At 42.2% G+C, this 20,825-nt stretch carries 19 protein-coding genes; 3 read left to right on the forward strand and 16 right to left on the reverse strand.

Features of this window, described 5'->3' with window-relative positions; translation table 11 throughout:
* The 6 genes from I6E24_RS09350 to I6E24_RS09380 form a co-directional block, all read right to left on the reverse strand.
* The coding region (locus tag I6E24_RS09350; RefSeq protein ID WP_235328166.1) for a radical SAM/SPASM domain-containing protein at nt 1-1,031 on the reverse strand (1,031 nt) is incomplete at its 3' end.
* A 632-nt stretch (nt 1,032-1,663) separates the two neighbouring features.
* The gene (locus I6E24_RS09360; protein ID WP_235328169.1) at nt 1,664-2,674 is read right to left on the reverse strand and encodes a GGGtGRT protein; all 1,011 of its coding nucleotides are present in this window, start codon (nt 2,672-2,674) and stop codon (nt 1,664-1,666) included.
* A gap of 20 nt (nt 2,675-2,694) precedes the next feature.
* Complete coding sequence (locus I6E24_RS09365; RefSeq protein WP_154044054.1) at nt 2,695-3,396, reverse strand: iron-sulfur cluster assembly scaffold protein; 702 nt, start codon at nt 3,394-3,396, stop codon at nt 2,695-2,697.
* A 286-nt stretch (nt 3,397-3,682) separates the two neighbouring features.
* Entirely contained in the window at nt 3,683-5,452 is a 1,770-nt protein-coding gene (locus tag I6E24_RS09370) for a sensor histidine kinase (RefSeq protein WP_235328170.1), read from the reverse strand.
* An 18-nt stretch (nt 5,453-5,470) separates the two neighbouring features.
* Nucleotides 5,471-6,157, reverse strand: a complete 687-nt coding sequence (locus tag I6E24_RS09375; protein WP_154044052.1) for a response regulator transcription factor — start codon at nt 6,155-6,157, stop codon at nt 5,471-5,473.
* Between the two features lie 102 nt (nt 6,158-6,259).
* On the reverse strand, nt 6,260-7,309 hold the full coding sequence (locus I6E24_RS09380) for an asparaginase (RefSeq protein WP_235328171.1): 1,050 nt from the start codon (nt 7,307-7,309) through the stop codon (nt 6,260-6,262).
* 362 nt (nt 7,310-7,671) lie between these two features.
* Between I6E24_RS09380 and I6E24_RS09385 the strand changes: the two genes are divergently transcribed.
* Together I6E24_RS09385 and I6E24_RS09390 are read left to right on the forward strand one after the other, a co-directional pair.
* A complete protein-coding gene (locus I6E24_RS09385; protein ID WP_235328173.1) occupies nt 7,672-7,971 on the forward strand; it encodes a type II toxin-antitoxin system HigB family toxin in 300 nt (99 codons plus the stop codon).
* 11 nt (nt 7,972-7,982) lie between these two features.
* Nucleotides 7,983-8,345, forward strand: coding sequence for a helix-turn-helix domain-containing protein (locus I6E24_RS09390; protein WP_235328174.1), 363 nt, complete (start codon nt 7,983-7,985; stop codon nt 8,343-8,345).
* A gap of 80 nt (nt 8,346-8,425) precedes the next feature.
* Here I6E24_RS09390 and trpA read toward each other — a convergent pair whose 3' ends face one another.
* From trpA to I6E24_RS09435, 9 genes are all read right to left on the reverse strand, one after another.
* Nucleotides 8,426-9,205 (reverse strand): tryptophan synthase subunit alpha, encoded by a 780-nt coding sequence (trpA, locus tag I6E24_RS09395; protein ID WP_235328176.1) that lies wholly within the window; start codon nt 9,203-9,205, stop codon nt 8,426-8,428.
* Nucleotides 9,206-9,225: 20 nt separating this feature from the next.
* Nucleotides 9,226-9,831, reverse strand: coding sequence for a phosphoribosylanthranilate isomerase (locus tag I6E24_RS09400; RefSeq protein WP_235328177.1), 606 nt, complete (start codon nt 9,829-9,831; stop codon nt 9,226-9,228).
* 132 nt (nt 9,832-9,963) lie between these two features.
* On the reverse strand, nt 9,964-10,788 hold the full coding sequence (trpC, locus tag I6E24_RS09405; RefSeq protein WP_235328179.1) for an indole-3-glycerol phosphate synthase TrpC: 825 nt from the start codon (nt 10,786-10,788) through the stop codon (nt 9,964-9,966).
* A 14-nt stretch (nt 10,789-10,802) separates the two neighbouring features.
* Nucleotides 10,803-11,798, reverse strand: a complete 996-nt coding sequence (gene trpD, locus I6E24_RS09410; RefSeq protein ID WP_235328180.1) for an anthranilate phosphoribosyltransferase — start codon at nt 11,796-11,798, stop codon at nt 10,803-10,805.
* Between the two features lie 12 nt (nt 11,799-11,810).
* Nucleotides 11,811-12,377: an anthranilate synthase component II gene (locus I6E24_RS09415; RefSeq protein ID WP_235328182.1), complete on the reverse strand. Its 567-nt coding sequence runs from the start codon at nt 12,375-12,377 to the stop codon at nt 11,811-11,813.
* Nucleotides 12,378-12,397: 20 nt separating this feature from the next.
* Nucleotides 12,398-13,804 (reverse strand): anthranilate synthase component I family protein, encoded by a 1,407-nt coding sequence (locus I6E24_RS09420; protein WP_235328184.1) that lies wholly within the window; start codon nt 13,802-13,804, stop codon nt 12,398-12,400.
* A 38-nt stretch (nt 13,805-13,842) separates the two neighbouring features.
* On the reverse strand, nt 13,843-15,027 hold the full coding sequence (gene trpB, locus I6E24_RS09425) for a tryptophan synthase subunit beta (protein WP_235328185.1): 1,185 nt from the start codon (nt 15,025-15,027) through the stop codon (nt 13,843-13,845).
* A gap of 268 nt (nt 15,028-15,295) precedes the next feature.
* A complete protein-coding gene (gene folB, locus I6E24_RS09430) occupies nt 15,296-15,664 on the reverse strand; it encodes a dihydroneopterin aldolase (RefSeq protein WP_235328187.1) in 369 nt (122 codons plus the stop codon).
* A gap of 105 nt (nt 15,665-15,769) precedes the next feature.
* Nucleotides 15,770-18,328, reverse strand: a complete 2,559-nt coding sequence (locus I6E24_RS09435) for an adenosylcobalamin-dependent ribonucleoside-diphosphate reductase (RefSeq protein WP_235328189.1) — start codon at nt 18,326-18,328, stop codon at nt 15,770-15,772.
* 314 nt (nt 18,329-18,642) lie between these two features.
* Here I6E24_RS09435 and I6E24_RS09440 point away from each other — a divergent pair, with 314 nt between their 5' ends.
* Nucleotides 18,643-19,386, forward strand: coding sequence for an NADPH-dependent oxidoreductase (locus tag I6E24_RS09440; protein ID WP_235328191.1), 744 nt, complete (start codon nt 18,643-18,645; stop codon nt 19,384-19,386).
* 35 nt (nt 19,387-19,421) lie between these two features.
* Here the strand turns inward: I6E24_RS09440 and dnaA are convergent, their stop codons facing one another.
* Entirely contained in the window at nt 19,422-20,825 is a 1,404-nt protein-coding gene (gene dnaA, locus I6E24_RS09445) for a chromosomal replication initiator protein DnaA (RefSeq protein ID WP_394800388.1), read from the reverse strand.

Consider the following 20,825-nt stretch of genomic DNA (forward strand, 5'->3'; position numbering starts at 1 on the left):
GATATTACTTGTGCCTCTACTAATCTTAGTTTACACATTCCTTTGTCTCGTGATGTGATGTTGTTTCTTTGGGAATAGTTATAGCCATAGCATGTCTTGCAGACTTTTAAAATACTACAGGAAGCACATTGTTTATCGATTAAAGTTGATGTATTTGTAAAATCAACATTCTTAATATTTTCCAAAATATTTTTATTTCCATGTACCATAGGTAGGAATAAATGGCATGGGTACAATTTCCCGTCAATATCATACATTGCAATTGTGGTTCCACAGCCACAATTTTTATGAGGTATTTTTTCATTAATTCTTTTATCAGTATATTCCTTGAATAAAAAATTAAAAGGATGTTCTAAATCCTTTTCAGGGTGATTAAGGAAATATTCTGCAATTTTTTCAAGTTCATGCCTGTATACAATATCATCATTTTCTTTCCATTTTTGTCCTTCTGCCAAAGAACTAGCTATTTTGAATCCCTGTTCGTATAGGGATATAATACCATTTGAGTAACTATGTAAAGTTTCAGAGGAGAGTGTAAGTTTAAAGTATGAGTTTGGCCATGTTTCTTTTATAAAAGTAATAGGTAAATCAGAAATTTTACAACCTCTATTAGTTTGTTGCATGACTTCTGTTCCGTCAACAGACATTACGATTCTAAAATCATCTTTTCTTTCTTTCAACCATTGTTTAATATTAGAAGATAATAACGTTCCATTTGTTGTTATTTGAAAAATATAATTGAATGGTAATGCTTGACTTTTTGTCCATTCGTAAATGTCTTTTATGAGAGAAAAGTTTGTTAATGGTTCACCACCAAATAATTCAATAGCCAAGCGTTCGCTTTTAATGTCACCTTTATATGTTTTGAATTCATTTTTTAGTATATTTTTAGCAACTTCAAAAGTCATTTTTTTTGATGATTTATATTTTTCAAAACAATATGTGCAGTTAAGATTACATGCATGAGTAATCATTAGTGTGCAAACACGTGTCGTTTTTATTTTTTGTTTATTAGAAAGAGAATTCTCCATAAATATTGATTATAAATCCCAATGTTACTTTCCATTTTGAAATATTTTTATGCAAATTAAGTAAATAATGAGTAATCTGCTATGGAAGTTTTGTGTGTTTAAATTAACATAAATGTAGAAAATAAGTCACGCTATTTTAATTCTTTTGTATAATAGTAAAAGAAATTGTGTTTAAGTATATTGGAAATTCGTAGTAATAGGGCAGTGTCGATACTTTCACGCTTGAAAATACTATACACATTTGTCCTGTCGCAATAAAGTTTATTTGCGAACCATGTTACAGAACGTTCCTGTTTGCGGAGTTCTTCTTCTATCAAATGTCCAATGTGTACCATGAAATACAAAAAAAGGGGCGGAACCATTCGTATCTTATTTCATTCTGAGGAACCGCCAAGCACCTTGTACGCAAATAAGCACGAACAGTTCACGCCCAATAAGGACGTGAACTCCCACTTGCTTATTCTCACGTACTTCAAATTGGCGGTTTTCAGAATGGAGAATAAGAGCAAAAGCTCTAATATCTTTTGTAAGTTATGAATGGAAACGCTTTCCCATTAAATATGTCTAAATTTAAAAATAAGAGAATGTATCTTTTTGCAGATACATTCTCCATATATTTGATTAAGTATAAATTACTTATTCAAAGCAGTAGCAACGTCAACTGCACATGCAACTGTACATCCTACCATAGGGTTGTTACCGATACCCAAGAATCCCATCATTTCTACGTGAGCAGGAACTGATGAAGATCCAGCGAACTGAGCGTCTGAGTGCATACGACCCATAGTATCTGTCATACCGTAAGAAGCAGGACCAGCAGCCATGTTATCCGGGTGAAGTGTACGACCTGTACCACCACCTGAAGCTACTGAGAAGTATGGCTTACCAGCAAGAACGCGTTCTTTCTTGTAAGTACCTGCAACTGGGTGCTGGAAACGAGTAGGGTTAGTAGAGTTACCAGTGATTGATACGTCTACGCCTTCTTTCCACATGATAGCTACACCTTCGCGAACTTCGTCAGCTCCGTAGCATTTTACTTTTGCACGAGGACCGTTTGAGTAAGCGATTTCACGAACTACTTTCAATTCGCCAGTGTAGTAGTCGAACTGAGTCTGAACGTAAGTAAATCCGTTGATACGAGAGATGATCTGAGCAGCGTCTTTTCCAAGACCGTTCAAGATACAACGGAGAGGTTCTTTACGTACTTTGTCTGCTTTTGCAGCGATTTTGATAGCACCTTCAGCAGCGGCGAATGATTCGTGACCTGCCAAGAATGCGAAACATTTAGTTTCTTCGCGAAGCAACATAGCAGCCAAGTTACCGTGGCCAAGACCTACTTTACGGTCGTCAGCTACTGAACCTGGGATACAGAATGACTGCAAACCGATACCGATAGCTTCAGCAGCTTCAGCGGCGTTTTTGCAACCTTTCTTCAAAGCGATTGCACAACCTACAACGTATGCCCATTTAGCATTTTCGAAGCAGATAGGCTGAGTTTCTTCACAAGTTTTATAAGGATCAAGACCATACTGTTCGCAGATAGCGTTAGCTTCTTCGATGTCTTTGATACCGTTTTCGTTCAAAGCAGCAAGAATCTGTTTGATACGACGGTCCTGGCTTTCAAATTTTACTTCTCTAATCATAATGTTCTTTCCTCCTTATATTATTCGTGACGTGGATCAATGTGTTTAACTGCACCCTGTTCTGCTGTGAAGCGTCCGTAAGTACCTGTTACTTTCTTCAATGCTTCGTTAGCGTCTGTACCTTTCTTGATTTCATCCATGAACTTGCCAAGGTGAACGAATTCGTATCCGCAGATCTCATCGTTTTCATCCAAAGCGATAGTCTTGATATATCCTTCAGCCATTTCAAGGTAACGAGGACCTTTAGCTAATGTTCCGTACAATGTACCTACCTGGCTACGGAGACCTTTACCCAAGTCTTCAAGACCTGCACCGATCATCAAACCGCCTTCTGAGAAAGCTGACTGAGTACGTCCGTAAACAATCTGCAAGAACAATTCGCGCATTGCAGTATTGATAGCGTCGCAAACCAAGTCTGTGTTCAATGCTTCAAGAACTGTCTTACCTGGAAGGATTTCTGAAGCCATAGCTGCAGAGTGAGTCATACCAGAGCAACCGATTGTTTCAACCAATGCTTCCTGGATGATACCTTCTTTCACGTTAAGAGTCAGTTTACAAGCACCCTGCTGAGGAGCACACCAACCGATACCGTGAGTCAAACCTGAAATGTCTTTGATTTCTTTTGATTTAACCCATTTTCCTTCTTCAGGAATTGGAGCCGGACCATGATTAGGTCCTTTTTTTACAACACACATGTGTTCAACTTCGTGTGAATAAGTCATATTCTTTACGTTTTTATTGGTAATAAAAAAATAAGTTATTATCGTAAACCATTGGATTTGCACACTTGCCTATTCCGAACGCAAATTTACTTCTTTTATTCATTTTTGCAACCTTCGGATGCAAACTTTTTCTTGCATTTTATGAATATTTTTAAGTGATTTTGCTGTTTTGCAAACTCCACTTGTCAAAATGTTTTTTGTTTTTCTATATTGCTTTTCCACATTATTATATATACATAAAATCGGGGCTTGCCTTTTTATGCTTGGCAGCCCCGATTATGTTGGTTTATTTCTGCAGTGTAAATACGAATTCCAGTCCTCCGTTCGGAGCGTTCTTCGCAAAGATGGTTCCTCCGTGGAAAAGCACTGCGTTCTTGACTATTGCAAGTCCCAGACCTGTGCCGCCGAGTTTTCTTGAACGCCCTTTATCGACTCTGTAGAAACGTTCGAACAAACGTGTAAGATGTTCTTCCTCTACACCGACTCCGGAATCAGAGAAACTGAAATAATAGAACGTATCGTCCTCGCGGAAACAGTTTATGGTGATGTGTATGTTTGTTCCTGCGTATGCTATGGCATTGTCCATCAGGTTTCTGAAGATGGAGTAGAGCAGAGAGTGGTTGCCGTTTATCATCAGTGCCTGTGGCATAAGGTTTATCACCTTGATATGTTTCTCTTCCAGTCCGAGATTTACCTCGTTGATTATATTCTCTACCACAAGACTCAGGTTCACTGCTTCTCTTTCCATCATTTCCGGTGCCTCGTCCATACGGGTCAGTACGGAGATGTCGCGCAGCAGGGTAGTGAGTCGGTTGCTCTGTGCGTAGCTTCTTTCCAGGAAGGTCTTTACTGTGTCCTTCGGTATGTTAGGATTGCTGAGTATTGTCTCCAGATAGCCCTGAATGCTGCTTACGGGGGTTTTAAGCTCGTGAGCGATATTCTGCGTGAGCTGTCTTTTCAGTCGCGCCTGTTCTTCTTCCTGAGTGATGTCGTTAATTGATATCTCGAACGACAGGTCCTGGAAGATGATACACTCTATGGTGAACGTACGCGCGTTTTTGTTCAGATGGAGTGCCGTTCTTTTCTCTTCCTTGCTGTAGTTCCCTTCGTTCTTGTTGAGGAACTCTATGATAGGTTTGAGCTCTGGGATAGTGAATATTTCGTCGGTAGAGCTCAGGTTGCAGTCGGATATATTGTTGATATACTGTGTAAACAGACTGTTTACCAGAATTTCCTTCCTCTCTTTCGTGAATACGCCAAGACCCTCGTGCGATGTCTGCAAGTGCGAAATCAGTTTTTCTCTTTCTATGTAGAGCGCTTCTTTGGCTCTGTGCAGTCTCTTGTATATAGTGATGATGTGTTGCGATATTTCTCCCAGTTCGTTTTTGGGGAATGTGCGCAGTATATCCATGTCTATAGGTTCGTTCTTGTCGGCTTTCAGGGCGAATTGCTGCAGGTTGGTGATTGATTTTCCCAATTTGTATGTGAACCTGTAGAATATCACCATAAGAACTATGCAGATGAGTATCGTAAACCACACATAACCCATATCAGCCTCGAGATGTTCTGTAAGGCTTACATTGTACGGCAGGGCCGAGCGTATGATTATGCGGTGCTTTGGAAAGTATTTTGCGGAATAGAAGAATTCTTCGCCGTCAATACTTTCAGAGAATCTGTTTATGGCATACCCGCTACCGTACATCAGTGCGTCCTGAACTTCCTTTCTTGAAGAGTGGTTCTGGAATTCATCAAGGTTCTTGTCGGTAGAGTCGAATATGACTTTACCTTCGGGAGTGATTATAGTGACACGCAGATTCGGAATCATGTGTGTCATGATATAGTTTTTCAGCGAGTCTAGTGAACCGGCATCAGCCATATAGCTGTACAGCTGTTCGTTGTAGTTCTGTAATTGTGTGTTCAGAAGTTCTGTCTTGTATGATTTTTCGCGTTGATATTGGAACAGCATGAAGCATGCTGCAAATGCTACGAACAGAGTTATGACAGACAGGAACAACTTACGGCTGAAAGTGAGGAGACGTATGTTAAACTTTGTCATTTTTTTGTTTACAATTAATTATTCACATTCGAAACAATATCCATATCCCAGACGTGTTACAATGTATTTTCCGTATTCTCCTATTTTCTTTCTTAATCGTGTGATGTTTACGTCGATAGTGCGGTCCAGTACATATACTTCGTCATGCCATACTTTTGCCAGTATGTCCTCGCGCGAAAATACTCTTCCCTGATTTTGCAGTAGGAGCAGGAGTATTTCAAATTCTTTTTTTGTCAGTGATATTTCTTCCCCTCGTATGACTACTTTCTTTTTACCGGAGTCAACTACCAGATCCTTGAATACCAGCTGGTCGTTACTCTTGTTCTGTACGCTTGCTGTACGTCGGATTACTGCTTTTACCCTGGCCAGTACTTCTCGCAGTGAGAAAGGTTTGGATATGTAGTCGTCCGCTCCCAGGTTAAATCCTGTGAGTGTGTCGTTTTCCGTGTCCTTTGCAGTGATGAAAATGATAGGGATATTTGCCGTATCCTTATTCTTTTTCATCATACTGGCCATTCTGAAACCTGAAATTTCGCCCATCATTACGTCCAGTAGAAGGACATTATATTGGGTCAGGTCCAGTTTCAAAGCTTCCTCTGCCGAATTGGCCGTATCCACCAGATAGCCTTCGGTCTCTAAGTTGAATTTCAAGATTTCACACAAATCTTCTTCATCATCTACGACTAAAATTCTGTAATCGTTCATAATGCCTTTATTTATTGTTTCACAAATGTATTCAATATTATTTTCTGGTGCAAAGATGATGCGATTTTATTACTGATGTGTGAAATAAATATTACATTTGTGTTACAACACCGGTTTGGTGAATTCTCCGGCTATTGAGCGGCTCATTTCGTTTCTTACCTCACGCGGTGTCAGTCCGTGACCGAGCAGGAACATGAGTTTTGTCAAAACACTCTCTACAGTAGCGTCATAGCCGCTTATTACTCCGGCATCAAGCAGATGAAGTCCGGTTTCGTAGCGTCCCATTTCCACCATTCCTGTCTGACATTGCGTTATATTAACTATTACAATTCCGTTACGTGTCGCTTCTGCCAGTAGTTTTATGAACCATTCTTTCTGCGGTGCGTTTCCCGAGCCGTATGTCTTCAGTACAACAGCTTTCAAGCCCGGAGTGTTGAGTACTGTGCGTACCAGTTTCTCCTGAATTCCAGGGAATATGGTCAATACCAGAACGTTGGTGTCGAACACATAGTGAGGGTGCATCGGCACTCCCGGCTGTACTTTCTTTATCTTGTCATACTCATATTTTATGTGTATTCCGGCAGTGGCAAGTGCTGGATAGTTGTATGAGCGGAAGGCATTGAAATTTTCTGCGTTGATTTTTGTTGTGCGGTTACCCCTCAGCAGATGGTTCTCGAAAAAGATACATACTTCGGGTACCACGGCTGTTCCGTCCGGATGTTTTGCAGCTGCAATTTCTATTGATGTTATGAGGTTTTCCTTACCGTCGGTGCGCAGAACTCCGATTGGCAACTGGCTACCGGTAAGAATGACAGGCTTGCTCAGGTTTTCAAGCATGAAACTGAGTGCCGAGGCTGTATATGCCATGGTATCTGTACCATGAAGAATGACGAATCCGTCGAAATTGTCGTAATTATAGTCGATTATTTTCACCAGCTTGGCCCAAAGCGACGGTTCCATATCCGACGAGTCGATTGGCGGATTGAACTGGTATGACGAGATACGGTAGTTGAATCTTTTCAGTTCAGGAACGTTTTCCTGCAACTGGTCGAAATTGAATGCTTCCAGTGCCCCTGTCTCAGGGTTTTCTATCATTCCTATGGTACCTCCTGTGTATATGAGCAGGACTGACGGGTAATCCGGTTTAATCATAATGCAGTATCTGTATCTTTGTTTGGACGCAAAGATATGAAGTTTATATCTTATTTAAAAATGTTAATCAATATAATTTTAATGGAATTGTAGCCTATTGTCAACCGGAAGTCGTATGGAGTGATTGTATTCATGCTTGTTTTCTTACTATTTGTAAAGTAAATACTTGTGCCTTGATTTATAATGACAGGTAAATCGGGTATATGTTTTACGCTTGATGATGTGATAAAAAAACTGAAATATGTATTTGGCGCGTAAGTATTGTAATATTTAAGCGATAATACTGATATTGGATTTGAAAATATTTTAGTATAATAGTATTGATTTTCAGAATAATTGATAACTTTGCAAAAACGGATTTTATGAGGATTGTTTCACATAAAAGATTGAAGGAATTTTATGAGACAAAAGGGTATGAGGATTCACGTGTAGCCTTAGAGCGCTGGTATGATGTCGCAGAAAAGGCTGATTGGAAAAATTTATCTGAAATTAAAGTGGATTTTCCATCGGTTGATTATGTTGGTAATCAGCATTATGTTTTTAATATACGCGGGAATAATTATCGCCTGATAGTTGTAGTAAAGTTTACAATGGGGTATATTTTTATCCGTAAGGTTTGCACCCATAAAGAGTATGATAAATTGGATTGTTCAACACTTTAAAGTTACATGATATGAGTAATATAAAAAAGGAACAATATGAGTTTGCGTTAAATCGTATTGAGGAACTTCTTCCCCTTGTAGATGAAAATACTCCAGCCAATGATAATAAGGCTGTAGAACTTACTATGATGTCTGATATAGTGATTGCTTACGAGAAAGAACATTTCCCTATTAATAAACCAACAGTATCGGAGTTAATAGAACTTTCGCTGGAAGAGAAAGGGATGACACAAAAACAGCTTGCGGCAGAGTTAGGAGTAAGTCCTTCAAGAGTCAGCGATTACGTGTCCGGTCGTTCGGAGCCAACTTTGAGAATTGCCAGATTATTGTGCCAGATTCTTAATATCAAGCCATCTGCGATGTTAGGATTATAGTTCAATATTATGATAAAGTTAACCGGCGTTTAAACAGTATTTTAAATACCGTTTAAACGCCGGTTAAACATTGTTTGATTTTATTCTATTTCCAAATCCCTTTTCAGCCTGATTATTGCCCGCTCTGCATTCCCGCTTTCTTCATTGAGTAGGGTCACGAACCGGCTTCCGATGATGCACCCTGCGGCGTGTGCTGCCGCCGCCTCGTATGTACGGCGGTTTGAGATGCCGAAACCTATCATGCGCGGGTTGCGCAGGTTCATGCCTTCTATCCTCTTGAAGTATTCCTGTTTCCGGGCGTCAAAGTCCTTCTGTGCTCCGGTTACGGCTGCCGACGATACCATGTAGATGAATCCTTCGGTATTATCGTCGATGAGGCGTATTCTTTCTTCCGATGTTTCGGGGGTGATGAGCATTATAACCTTGATGCCGTACTTTTCGGCAACGGGTTTTACGGACTGCATGTATTCGGTGAAAGGGAGGTCGGGGATAATTACTCCGTCAATCCCCGTACGGTGGCAGCTCTCGAAAAACGAGTCTGTTCCGTATTGCATTATCGGATTGAGATAGCCCATCAGGATGAGAGGTATGCTCACTGTGTTGCGGATGCTTTCCAGCTGTGCGAAAAGGCCGGTCAGTGTCATGCCGTTGCGTAGTGCCTGACATGACGCGTCCTGAATCACAAGACCGTCGGCCAGAGGGTCGCTGAAGGGTATTCCTATTTCAATCATATCCACTCCGTTCTTTTCGAGCGAGGTTATCACTTCTGCTGTATTGTCGGCTTTAGGCGCGCCCGCACAGAAATAGATTGAGAGGATGTCATGTTTCTTGTTGCTGAAGAGTTCGTTTATTCTGTCCATAGTTGTATCTGTTTTTATGGTTATCTTAATCGTTTCATGAATTCGTAGATTGCTTCGGTATCTTTCATGCCCGGAGCCGTTTCGAAACCGCTGTTGATGTCTATTCCGGCGAACGACGGATGGCGGAACGCGGTTATCCGCTCCAGGCTTTCCGGCCTGATTCCGCCGCTGAGCAGGAAGGGGGTGTTGCCGTGATAGCTTTGTGTGAGCGTCCAGTCGAATGTCTTGCCGGAGCCGCCGTACGCCGCACATGGTGTGTCGAACAGATAGTATCGGCACAGTCCGTCATATGGGGCTGTTATGGTGTCGGCATTGTCAGTTTTTAGAGAGAAGGTTTTTATTATGTCTATGCCTTTGCTTCGTATGGCTCTGCATTGTTCGGGCGATTCATTTCCGTGTAGTTGCACAAGGTTTAGACCGAATTCCCTTACCTTATATAATATATAGTCCGTATCGCTGTTTACGAACACTCCGACGCGGAGCGATGAAGCCGGCATGTACTCCGGAACTTCATCAGCGAAACGCGGGGACGATGGGTGGAAGATGAACCCCGTCATGTCCGGTTTCAGTTTGTCCAATGCTCTTATATTCCCAGCATGTTTCATGCCGCATACTTTTATAATCATCTTTGGGGTGTATTGTGTTTTGTAATGACTGTATCCAATTGGCGTTACACGTTCGTGTCACACGCGTTGCACGTTCGTGCTACACGCGTCACACGTTCGTGTTACGCCCGTTACACGTACGTGTTACGCCAATTATGCCGTGGCGGTTAACCGCTTTGACGCTTTTTCCAGGTCTTCGATGTGCGTTCTCAGGGCAATTGCGGGATTTTCGGTCTTCATGAACGATTCGCCCATGAGGAATCCGTTGTAGCCGGCTTGTCGGAGTTTGATGATGGTTTCTGCCCCAGAAATTCCGCTTTCCGATATGTGCGGTATTCCTTTCGGAAGTCTTTCGGCAAGGCGGAATGAGTTTTCCACATCGGTGTGGAAACTGCCTAGGTTCCGGTTGTTCACTCCTATGAGGTCGATACAGTCCGTCGCATATTCCAGCTCGTCTTCCGAATGAACTTCAAGCAGGACTTCCAGCCCGAGGCTGTGAGCCATTTCGGCAAGGCGCCTGCATTCGTCCTTCTCAAGAGCGGCGGCAATGAGCAGTATGGCGTCTGCCTGAATGGCTGCGGACTGCAATATCTGATATTCCGATATGATGAAATCCTTTCTCAGGATGGGGGTGGATGGAGCTGAAAGGCGAGCTTTGAGGAGGTCGCCTTCGCTGCCTCCAAAGAAATCGGTGTCTGTCAGGACTGACAGTCCTGCTGCTCCGGCTTCGGCATATCCTCCGGTTATCAGCCGGACATCGGCTTCGCGGTTTATCCAGCCCTTTGATGGAGAACGTCTTTTGAATTCTGATATTATTCCGGTGGGTGATGACATTACCGAACGGCTGAGGCTTAAAGGCTCTCGTGTTTCACGCATGGCTATTATAGCTTCGAGCTGCTTCATGCTTACGGCTTCCGTCTGACGGCTGATTTCCTTGCGTTTGTTGGCTATTATCTGTGTGAGAATATCTTCTTTCATATTGGTGGAGTTGATTATTGGTTTATCTGGATGAATTTCTTCAGTGTCTGCATGGCGCGTCCGCTTTCGAGCGACTCGCGTGCCTTGGCCACACATTCCTCTATCGGCAGTTGCGGTTCTATGGCCTGTATGGCGAATGATGCGTTTATCAGTACGCATTCGGTCTGTGCCTTTGTGGCGCGGTTGTCCAGCACATTGTCGAAAATTTCTGCTGCCTCGCCGATGGTGTTTCCTCCGTATAGTTCTTCGCGGCGTGCTATGGTGAAACCTATATCGGAAGGTTTGCAGATGGTTTCATAGCGGTTGGTCATAACCTTGAACTCGTCGGTGAGGGATATTTCGTCGTATCCGTCAAGGTTGTTCACCACGGCGAAACCTATTCCGAGACGTTGCAGGGTGTTAGTGTAGAGGCGCATCAGTGTGAGGTCGGCCACTCCGAGCAACTGGTATGCCGGGATGCATGGGTTGATGAGCGGACCGAGCAGGTTGAAGATGCTTCTCACTCCGAGTTCCTTCCTTACGGATGCTACGGTCTTCATGGCCGGATTGAACAGGGGCGCGTGCATATATGCCATTCCGCATTCTTCCATCGACTTTCTCAGGCGGGAATTGTCGTTGGTGAATTTCACTCCGTGTTCCTCCATCACGTTGCTTGCTCCGCTTACGGAGGTGCTGCCGTAGTTACCGTGTTTGGCCACCTTGTATCCGGCTCCCGCCACTACGAAGCAGGCGCATGTGGAGATATTGAATGTGTTCTTGCCGTCGCCTCCGGTGCCAACTATGTCTATTGGTCTGTATTCGCTCAAATCAACATTGACACGTGTGCTGAGGAGTGCTTCGCGGAAACCGATGAGTTCTTCTACTGTTATACCCCTCATCTGGAACACTGTGAGGAGTGATGCTATCTGGGTGTTGTTGTATTTCTCTCCCGTTATGTTTTTCATGAGCGAACATGCTTCCTGGCGTGTTAGTTCTTCATGATTGAATAGTCGTTTAAGTATTTCTTTCATTGTAGCAGTTTTTTAATTTTCTCGAATCCAGTTCTCAATCATCTTCTTACCGTCGGGGGTAAGTACCGATTCCGGGTGGAACTGAATGCCTCGGACATCGTATTCCTTGTGTCTGATTGCCATTATGTAGCCTTCCGCGCTTACAGCTGTCACTTCCAGACAGTCGGGGAGAGAATCGCTGTCTACTACCCATGAGTGGTATCTTCCTACGGGGATTTCTTCGGGAAGACCTTTGAAGATATAATCATCGGCTGTGATGCGGATTTTACTTTGTATTCCGTGATATACTTCTTTCAGGTTTACCAGTTTTCCTCCGAACACTTCGCCTATGGCCTGTTCGCCAAGGCATACACCAAGGATAGGCTTGCGGCCGGAGTAGGTGCTTATCACGTCGAGAAGGAGTCCTGCCTCTTCGGGTATTCCCGGGCCGGGGGAGAGGAGTATCTTGTCGAACTCCTCGAGTTCTTCCATATTGAAACAGTCGTTTCTGAGTACTGTCACTTCTGCGCCAAGCTCCTTTACGAGGTGGCTGAGGTTGTATGTGAATGAGTCGTAGTTGTCTATGATTACTATTTTCATTTTGTTTAGTTTTTAGTGTTTTATAATTTCTCTGCCAGTTCGATGGCTTTTCTCAGTGCTCCGAGCTTGTTGTTTACTTCCTGCAGTTCGTTTTCTACATTACTTTTTGCCACTATTCCGCCTCCTGCCTGAAACCAGAGCTCGTTGTTGCGGCTTACGAATGTGCGTATCGTTATCGCCTGATTAATGCTTTTCCCGTCCAGGCTGATGAAACCTATACATCCTCCGTAAACGCCACGGTTGTGTGGTTCGTACTTGCTGATGAGTTGCATTGCCATCACTTTCGGCGCTCCGCTCAGTGTTCCTGCCGGGAAGGTGTCGATGAATGTACTTACGGCATCGGCTCCGGCGTTTACTTTTCCGCTCACACGGCTCACGAGGTGTATCACGTGGCTGTAGTATTGGGGCTCCTTGTAGAAATCCACTTTCACTTCGTGGCAGTTGCGGCTCAGGTCGTTTCTTGCTAAGTCCACTAACATGACGTGTTCGGCATTCTCCTTTGGGTCGGCAAGCAGGGCTTCGGCTGCCTTGCGGTCGGCTTCCTTGCTGCCTGTCCTTTTTGTGGTTCCCGCTATCGGGTCTATGCTTGCTATGCCGTCCTCAATCTTGCAGTGTGTTTCCGGTGACGAGCCGAAAATTCTGAATCCGCCGAAATCGAAGTAGAACAGGTATGGCGACGGGTTTATGCTTCGCAGGGCACGGTAGAGCTTGAAGTCGTCGCCTTCGTATCTCTGTATGAAGCGTCTTGACATCACTATCTGGAAGACGTCGCCCCTCATGCAGTGGCTAATACCGCGGCGTATGTTCTCGCGATGTTCGTCGTCTGTCAGTGTGCTGGTGGTTTCTCCTACAGTTCTGAACTCGTATGCAGTGAAGTTGCGGTTGTTTATGGCTTTCTCTATCTCGTCTATATGGCTCGCTTCACCGGGCGACTGCAGTTCGAGGAGTACCATCTCGCTCTTGAATCCGTGGAAAACGATGAGGTATTTATATAATATGTATAAAATCTCAGGCGCGTCGTTCTTCTCGTCGATACTGTCCTGAACGTCTATGTTTTCGAAATAGCGGACTGCATTGAAAGTAGTGTAGCCATACACTCCGCAGTATGACGAGTATTCACCTTCTATACTGAAATGTTCGAGGAAGGTATTTATGGCATCTTCCACGCTTTCCTTACACTTAACAGAAGTCTCTTCTGCAGTTCCGTCGGGGTAGGTGGCGATGGCTTTCCCGTGGTTTATGCTTATGCTTGCTATCGGGTTGAGGCCGATGAATGACTTGTTGTTTTCCGTTCCGTGATAGTCCGAACTCTCCATCAGTACACTCTGAGGGAAAAGGTCGCGCACTTTCAGGTATGTGCTTACCGGGGTATGTAGGTCTCCCAGTATTGATTTGTGGATGGTGGTGTATTTGTATTTTGTATTCATCTTTGGATAATTAAAAATTAAAAACTAATAATTAAAGACTAACAACCCTTATACTTCAAATAAGTCTCAATATCCTTGTCGCCTCTTCCCGACACTGTCAGTACAACAATATCCGAAGGTTTGAAATTCATTTTCTCTAAAGCTCCCAAGGCATGTGCCGATTCCAGGGCTGGTATAATGCCTTCAAGGAGGGTGAGTTCGTAGGCAGCCTTGATAGCTTCGTCATCGTTTATAGCCAAGACTGTAGCTCGGTGTTCTTTGGCCAGGTTTGCGTGCATAGGACCTATTCCCGGATAGTCCAGACCGGCAGAGATGGAATAAGGTTCGAGAATCTGACCGTTGGCATCCTGCATCACCAGAGTCTTGAAACCATGAATGATACCGATTTTACCCAGTTGGATTGTGGCAGCTGACATACCACTGTTCAATCCCAGTCCGCCTGCTTCGGCAAGTACTATTTTTACTCTCTCATCGTCCAGATAGTGGAATATCGTCCCTGCTGCATTGCTTCCGCCGCCTATGCAAGCCATCAGATAGTCCGGGTAATCGCGTCCTTCGTGTTCCATGAGCTGCTTCTTGATCTCTTCGCTGATAACGGACTGAAGTCTTGCCACCATATCAGGATAGGGGTGAGGGCCTACTGTAGAGCCTATCACGTAGTAGGTATCGGCAGGATGGCAGCACCAGTCGCGTATGGCTTCGTTTGTGGCATCTTTCAGAGTCATGTTGCCGGAAGTTACCGGGCAGACAGTAGCTCCAAGCATTTTCATTCGTTCCACGTTTACGTGCTGGCGTTCCACATCGGTTTTTCCCATATACACTATACATTCCATTCCCATAAGTGCGCAGACCGTTGCTGTAGCCACACCATGCTGGCCGGCTCCTGTTTCAGCAATGATTCTGGTTTTTCCCATACGTTTGGCAAGTAGTACCTGACCTATGGCATTGTTGATTTTGTGGGCCCCCGTGTGGTTCAGGTCCTCTCTTTTCAGATAGATCTTGCAGCCGTATTTCTCTGAAAGTCGCTTTGCAAGATAGAGTGGGGAAGGGCGTCCCACATAGTCTTTCAGCAACTGTGCGTATTCTTTCTTGAATCCTTCGTCCTCAAGAACTCTTGAGTATGCTTCCTGAAGTTCGCTTACACATCTGTGGAGTATTTCGGGGATGTATGCTCCGCCGAATTCTCCGTAATAACCTTTTTCGTTTACTTGGTAAGATTTCATATCGATAATGTTTTAATTGTTTCTGAAAATGCAAAAAAGCAGAACGGGCTGCCGTAAAGTACGGCAGCCCGTTCTGCTTTTATATTCCCTATATCATTTGTTTGGTATATATACACGCGACTGATGCCCTTACGACTTTTGGAGTTGTAAGTGGTGCCACCAGAAGAATGTATTTACCAATGAAGTTCTCATAAAATGTTATGTTATTTGTTGTTTCTGCGGCAAATGTATGTATTATTTTTTATAATCCAAACATTTTGCCGATTTTTTATCGAAAATATTTCACTTTGATTCCCACATCCTTGCAGTCGGCTCCCATTGGCGGGTTTTCCTTGAATATTGTTATCTCTATACTTTTGATGGTCGGGAAGTCAGCAAACAGACGTTTTGATATCCTGTAGGCGAGGTGTTCAAGGAGTTTAACCGGTATACTCATCTCTTCCTTTACAGCCTCGTGTACTTCGGCATAGTTGATTGTACCTTCAAGATTGTCGGTGGCTGCTGCCTCGCTGAAGTCTGTTTCAAGGTTCAGGCTTACTCTGTATACTGCTCCTACGGTATTCTCCTGCGGAAGTACTCCATGAAAAGAGTAGAATTTCATCTCGTTGAGGACGATGTTCATTGATTGGGCTTTCATATCCGAAAAAATAAAAACAGATTGGTTTAAAAAAGTAAAGGCGAAGAATTCCGTTGTTGTGCGGTTATTCTTCGCCTAAGTTTGTCATTTATGTTTTTAAGTATATTATCCGCATCTTGAGGAACCGCAAGTGGTACATATCAGACATCCTTCCTGATAAACCAATGTTTCGTTTCCACAGTTAGGACATTTCATTCCTTTTGCTTCTGTTCCGTCCTGTACATATTTCTTCAGAGCGCGTTCAACACCGACCTTCCATGTGTTGATGTTCTCGCTGTCAAGCTGAAGTGAACCTACCAGTTTGATAACCTGATCGATTGGCATTCTCCAGCGTAAGACTCCGGAAATAAGTTTCGCATAGTTCCAGTATTCCTTGTTGAAACGTTCGGAAAGTCCTTCTACGGTCATCTTGTAGCCGCGTTTGTTTTCGAACTGGAAGTCGTAGCGCTTGTTTCCGTTCTCATCAATATTCTTGATGATTTTACCGCAAGTTACAGACTTAGGAAGTACTATACCTTCCTCATCATCTTGAAGACCGGTAAAGATTTCGTATGGATGTCCGTCAAGCAATCCTACGAATGCCACCCATTTCTCTTTGTTGTTCTGGAAGCGTACAACGTCTGCTTCGAGTACCTTTGGTCTTACTTCTACAACTTCAGGACGTTTGCATCTGCATTCTTCTTCTTTCTCTTTGCGTTTTTCTTCCTTATCAGTCTTTTGTGTTGAGATGAGGACTCCCGCACGCGAACCGTCGCGATAGACTGTACATCCCTTGCAGCCTGAACGCCATGCTTCTACGTAAAGATTGTTTACTAGCTCTTCGTCAACATTGTTAGGTAAGTTTATAGTAACACTGATTGAATGGTCAACCCATTTCTGTATGCGTCCCTGCATCTTGACTTTCATCAGCCAGTCAACATCGTTTGATGTAGCTTTGTAGTATGGTGATTTCGCTACAAGTTCGTCTATTTCTTCCTGTGAATAATTCTTAGTGGTATCAATACCGTTCACTTTCATCCAAGTGAGGAACTTGTGGTGGAATACGATATATTCTTCGAAAGCATCTCCTGTTTCATCGACGAAATCAATTCTTACGTTTTCATCGTTAGGATTTACCTTGCGACGTCTTTTATATACAGGCATGAATACCGGTTCGATGCCGGAAGTGGTCTGTGTCATAAGACTTGTAGTACCAGTAGGAGCAATAGTAAGGCAGGCGATGTTTCTACGTCCGTATTTCACCATATCTTCGTACAGCGCAGGATCTGCTTCCTTTATACGGTTTACGAAAGGATTATCTTTTTCTCTTTCGCTGTCATAGATTTCGAATGCACCACGTTCTTTAGCCATAATAACTGACGAACGGTATGCTTCGATAGCAATGGTCTTATGTACTTTTTCTGAGAATTCGGTAGCTTCTTCTGTGCCGTATCTCAGTCCCATAGCGGCAAGCATGTCACCTTCGGCTGTAATACCCACTCCTGTACGTCTTCCAAGTCCTGACTTTCTGTATATCTTTTCCCAAAGATGACGTTCTGTATTTTTAACCTCATCATTTTCAGGGTCTGAGTCAATCTTTTCAAGGATAAGACCAATCTTTTCCAGTTCAAGGTCGATGATGTCGTCCATTATTCTCTGAGCGTATCTTACGTGTGTCTTGAACAGGTCAAAATCGAAATATGCATCCTTTGTAAATGGATTTACAACGTATGAGTAAAGATTGATTGCTAATAGACGGCATGAATCGTACGGACACAATGGAATTTCTCCGCAAGGGTTTGTAGATACTGTTCTGAAACCGAGGTCGGCATAGCAGTCAGGAACAGATTCTCTCAAAATAGTATCCCAGAATAAAACTCCCGGTTCAGCCGATTTCCATGCATTGTGCACAATTTTTTTCCATAGTTCGTTGGCGTTGATTTCTTTTGAGAACTGTGGCTTGTCTGAATCAATAGGGAATTTCTGTGTATATGGTTTGTTGTCAACAGCAGCCTGCATGAATTCATCATCAAGTTTTACAGAAACGTTTGCTCCTGTAACCTTGCCTTCTGTCATCTTTGCGTCGATGAAAGATTCTGAATCAGGGTGTTTGATGGATACGCTCAGCATAAGCGCACCTCTACGTCCGTCCTGTGCAACCTCTCTGGTTGAATTGGAATAACGTTCCATAAATGGAACAAGACCTGTAGATGTAAGTGCAGAGTTCTTTACAGGCGAGCCTTTGGGACGTATATGTGAAAGGTCGTGACCTACACCGCCTCTGCGTTTCATAAGCTGCACCTGTTCTTCGTCAATACGGATAATAGCTCCGTATGAATCGGCTTTTCCGTCAAGTCCGATTACGAAACAGTTGGATAGAGAAGCAACCTGATATTCGTTTCCGATACCTGTCATAGGGCTTCCTTGAGGAACAATGTATTTGAAGTGATCGAACAAATCAAACAATTCCTGTGAAGTCATGCTGTTAGGATAGTTTGCTTCAATTCTGGCTACTTCATTGGCCAAACGCCAATGCATGTCATTGGGAGATTTTTCATAAATGTTCCCGAATGAGTCTTTTACCGCATACTTATTTACCCAAACGCGTGCGGCAAGTTCGTCTCCGTTGAAATACTCTAATGAAGCTTCGTAGGCTTCATTGTAGCTGTAAGTTTTTTTTTCCACAATATTATAAGAATATAGTTTTTTAACTTCAGTTGAATTGTTTTTTTATGTAGATTTTTCGATATATGATTGAATGCTACAAAGCTATTAATGTTTTTTTTATATGCAAAGAAAAAATACATAAAGTTATCAACAGAAAAATAAAGTTTTCCACTTTGTGTGTTTTTGCTTCTGATTATCAGTTATTTGTGAAATTTGTAAAACCATAAAGTTTTCTTTTTTGATAAACAAGACAAACTGATATCTAATAATAGTATAATAAAATTGATAATGTCTTTTTTTTATATTATCTTTGTAGAAAATGATTTTAAATTATGGATTCAATAAAAAATAGAAGAACAATACGTAAATATAAATCTCAGGATATTCCTGCGGATTTGTTAAACGGGCTTATTGAAGAGGCTTCCAGGGCAGCTACTATGGGGAATATGCAGTTGTATAGTGTTGTGGTAACCCGTAGTAACGAAATGAAATCCAAATTGGCTCCAATGCATTTTAATCAGCCTATGGTAACTAATGCTCCGGTAGTATTGACATTTTGCGCTGATTTCAATCGCTTCAGTCTGTGGTGTAAGCAAAGAAAGGCGGAACCGGGATATGATAATTTTCTGTCGTTTGTAAATGCTCTTTCAGACGCATTATTATTTACTCAAAATTTCTGTACATTGGCTGAAGATGCCGGTTTGGGAACCTGCTATTTGGGTACAACAATTTATAATCCTGAACCTATTATAGATTTGCTCAAACTGCCGGAATTGGTTTTTCCTGTAGCGACAATAACAGTGGGATATCCTGATGAGGCTCCTGCACAACCGGATAGATTGCCTTTGAAAGGGATTGTTCATGAGGAGGTTTATCACCAATATTCACCTGAAGATATAGATAGCATATATTCATATAAGGAATCTCTTCCTGAAAATATGAATTTTATATCAATTAATAATAAAGAAACATTGGCGCAGATATTTACGGATATAAGATATAGAAAATCTGATAATGAACTGATGTCTTCTGGATTAGTAAAGGTTTTACAACGTCAGGGGTTCTTTAAAGAATAAAAAAAATAAGCCACATTTAATATGTGGCTTATTTTTTATCTTACTCTTAATGTAGCTTCAATTTCATCAATTTCAGCTTTAAATGCTTTGTCTACATCAACCTGGTCTTTTACTATCTTGCAGGCATGCAGTACAGTAGCATGGTCTTTCTTGCCTATCATCTGGCCAATTTTGGATGATGATGTCTCAGTATGTTTTTTGGCAAGATACATTGCAACCTGTCTGACTTGAACAACTTCTCTTTTTCTTGTTTTAGTATGAATTGTTGAAGTGTCAACTTTATAGTACTCACAAACCTTCTCAATAATATCCTCAACAGTGACAGGCTTAACCTCAGCGCATTTGACAGCCTTTCTCACTATTCTTTGTGTTAAGTCAATATCTATATCGCGTTTGAACAGGATAGACTGTGCCAATAGTGAGTTTACTATACCTTCAAGTTCACGGACGCTCTCGTTCACATTTTCTGCGATATAGCTTATTACTGATTCTGATATAGTCAATCCGTCTTTTCTTATCTTATTACGCAAAATGTTTTTACGTAATTCTGTATCAGGCTTTTCTAACTCTGCTACAAGTCCCCATTTAAAACGTGTAAGCAAGCGGTCTTCCATTCCTTGCAGCATTACAGGTGCGCGGTCGGAAGTTAGAATAAGCTGCTTTCCATTCTGATGTAGGTGATTGAATATATGGAAGAAGGTATTTTGAGTTTTAGTAACACCTGCAAACTCTTGAATATCATCAATGATAAGAACGTCAATAGTTTGGTAGAAAGTAATAAAATCGTTGAAATGGTTTGTTCTTACTGAGTCAGTGTATTGCACCTGGAACAAATGTGCAGATACATATAAAACTCTCTTTTCAGGATATAGTTCTTTTATGCGTGTACCAATTGCATTGACAAGATGAGTCTTGCCAACTCCTGAAGGACCGTAAATAAATAATGGATTGAATGTTCTGGCAGGGTTTTGGGCAACGGTCTCAGCTACTGTTCTTGAGAATTCATTGCTCGTACCTTTAATAAAGTTGTCAAAATTGTAATTAGGATTTAGATGTGGATCTAAATCTTGTACAACTTGTGCTTGTAAAGGGTTTGGAGTTTTGTTCGCATTTTGTACACTAGTTTGTTGTACGGCTTGCGAACGCTTTGTTCCCTCTATATTGACGGTTATTTGATTTGTTTTATCTGTAAGTATAGAATACATCAACTCCGTACCTTCACCTATTTCTTTATAAATGGCGGCACGAAGTAACCCAACGTACTTTTCTTCCAAATATTCATAGAAGAAAGGACTTGGTACCCCTATAGTTAATGCCTTGTTCTCATATTTAAGTGGAACAATAGGCTCAAACCATGTTTTAAAAGCTGTTGCGTTAACGTTATCTCTTATAAACATGAGACACTTGTTCCATAACGTAATAGCTTGATTCCCTTCAAT

Source organism: Bacteroides caecigallinarum (genome assembly GCF_021530995.1).
GTDB classification, from domain to species: domain Bacteria; phylum Bacteroidota; class Bacteroidia; order Bacteroidales; family Bacteroidaceae; genus Phocaeicola; species Phocaeicola faecigallinarum.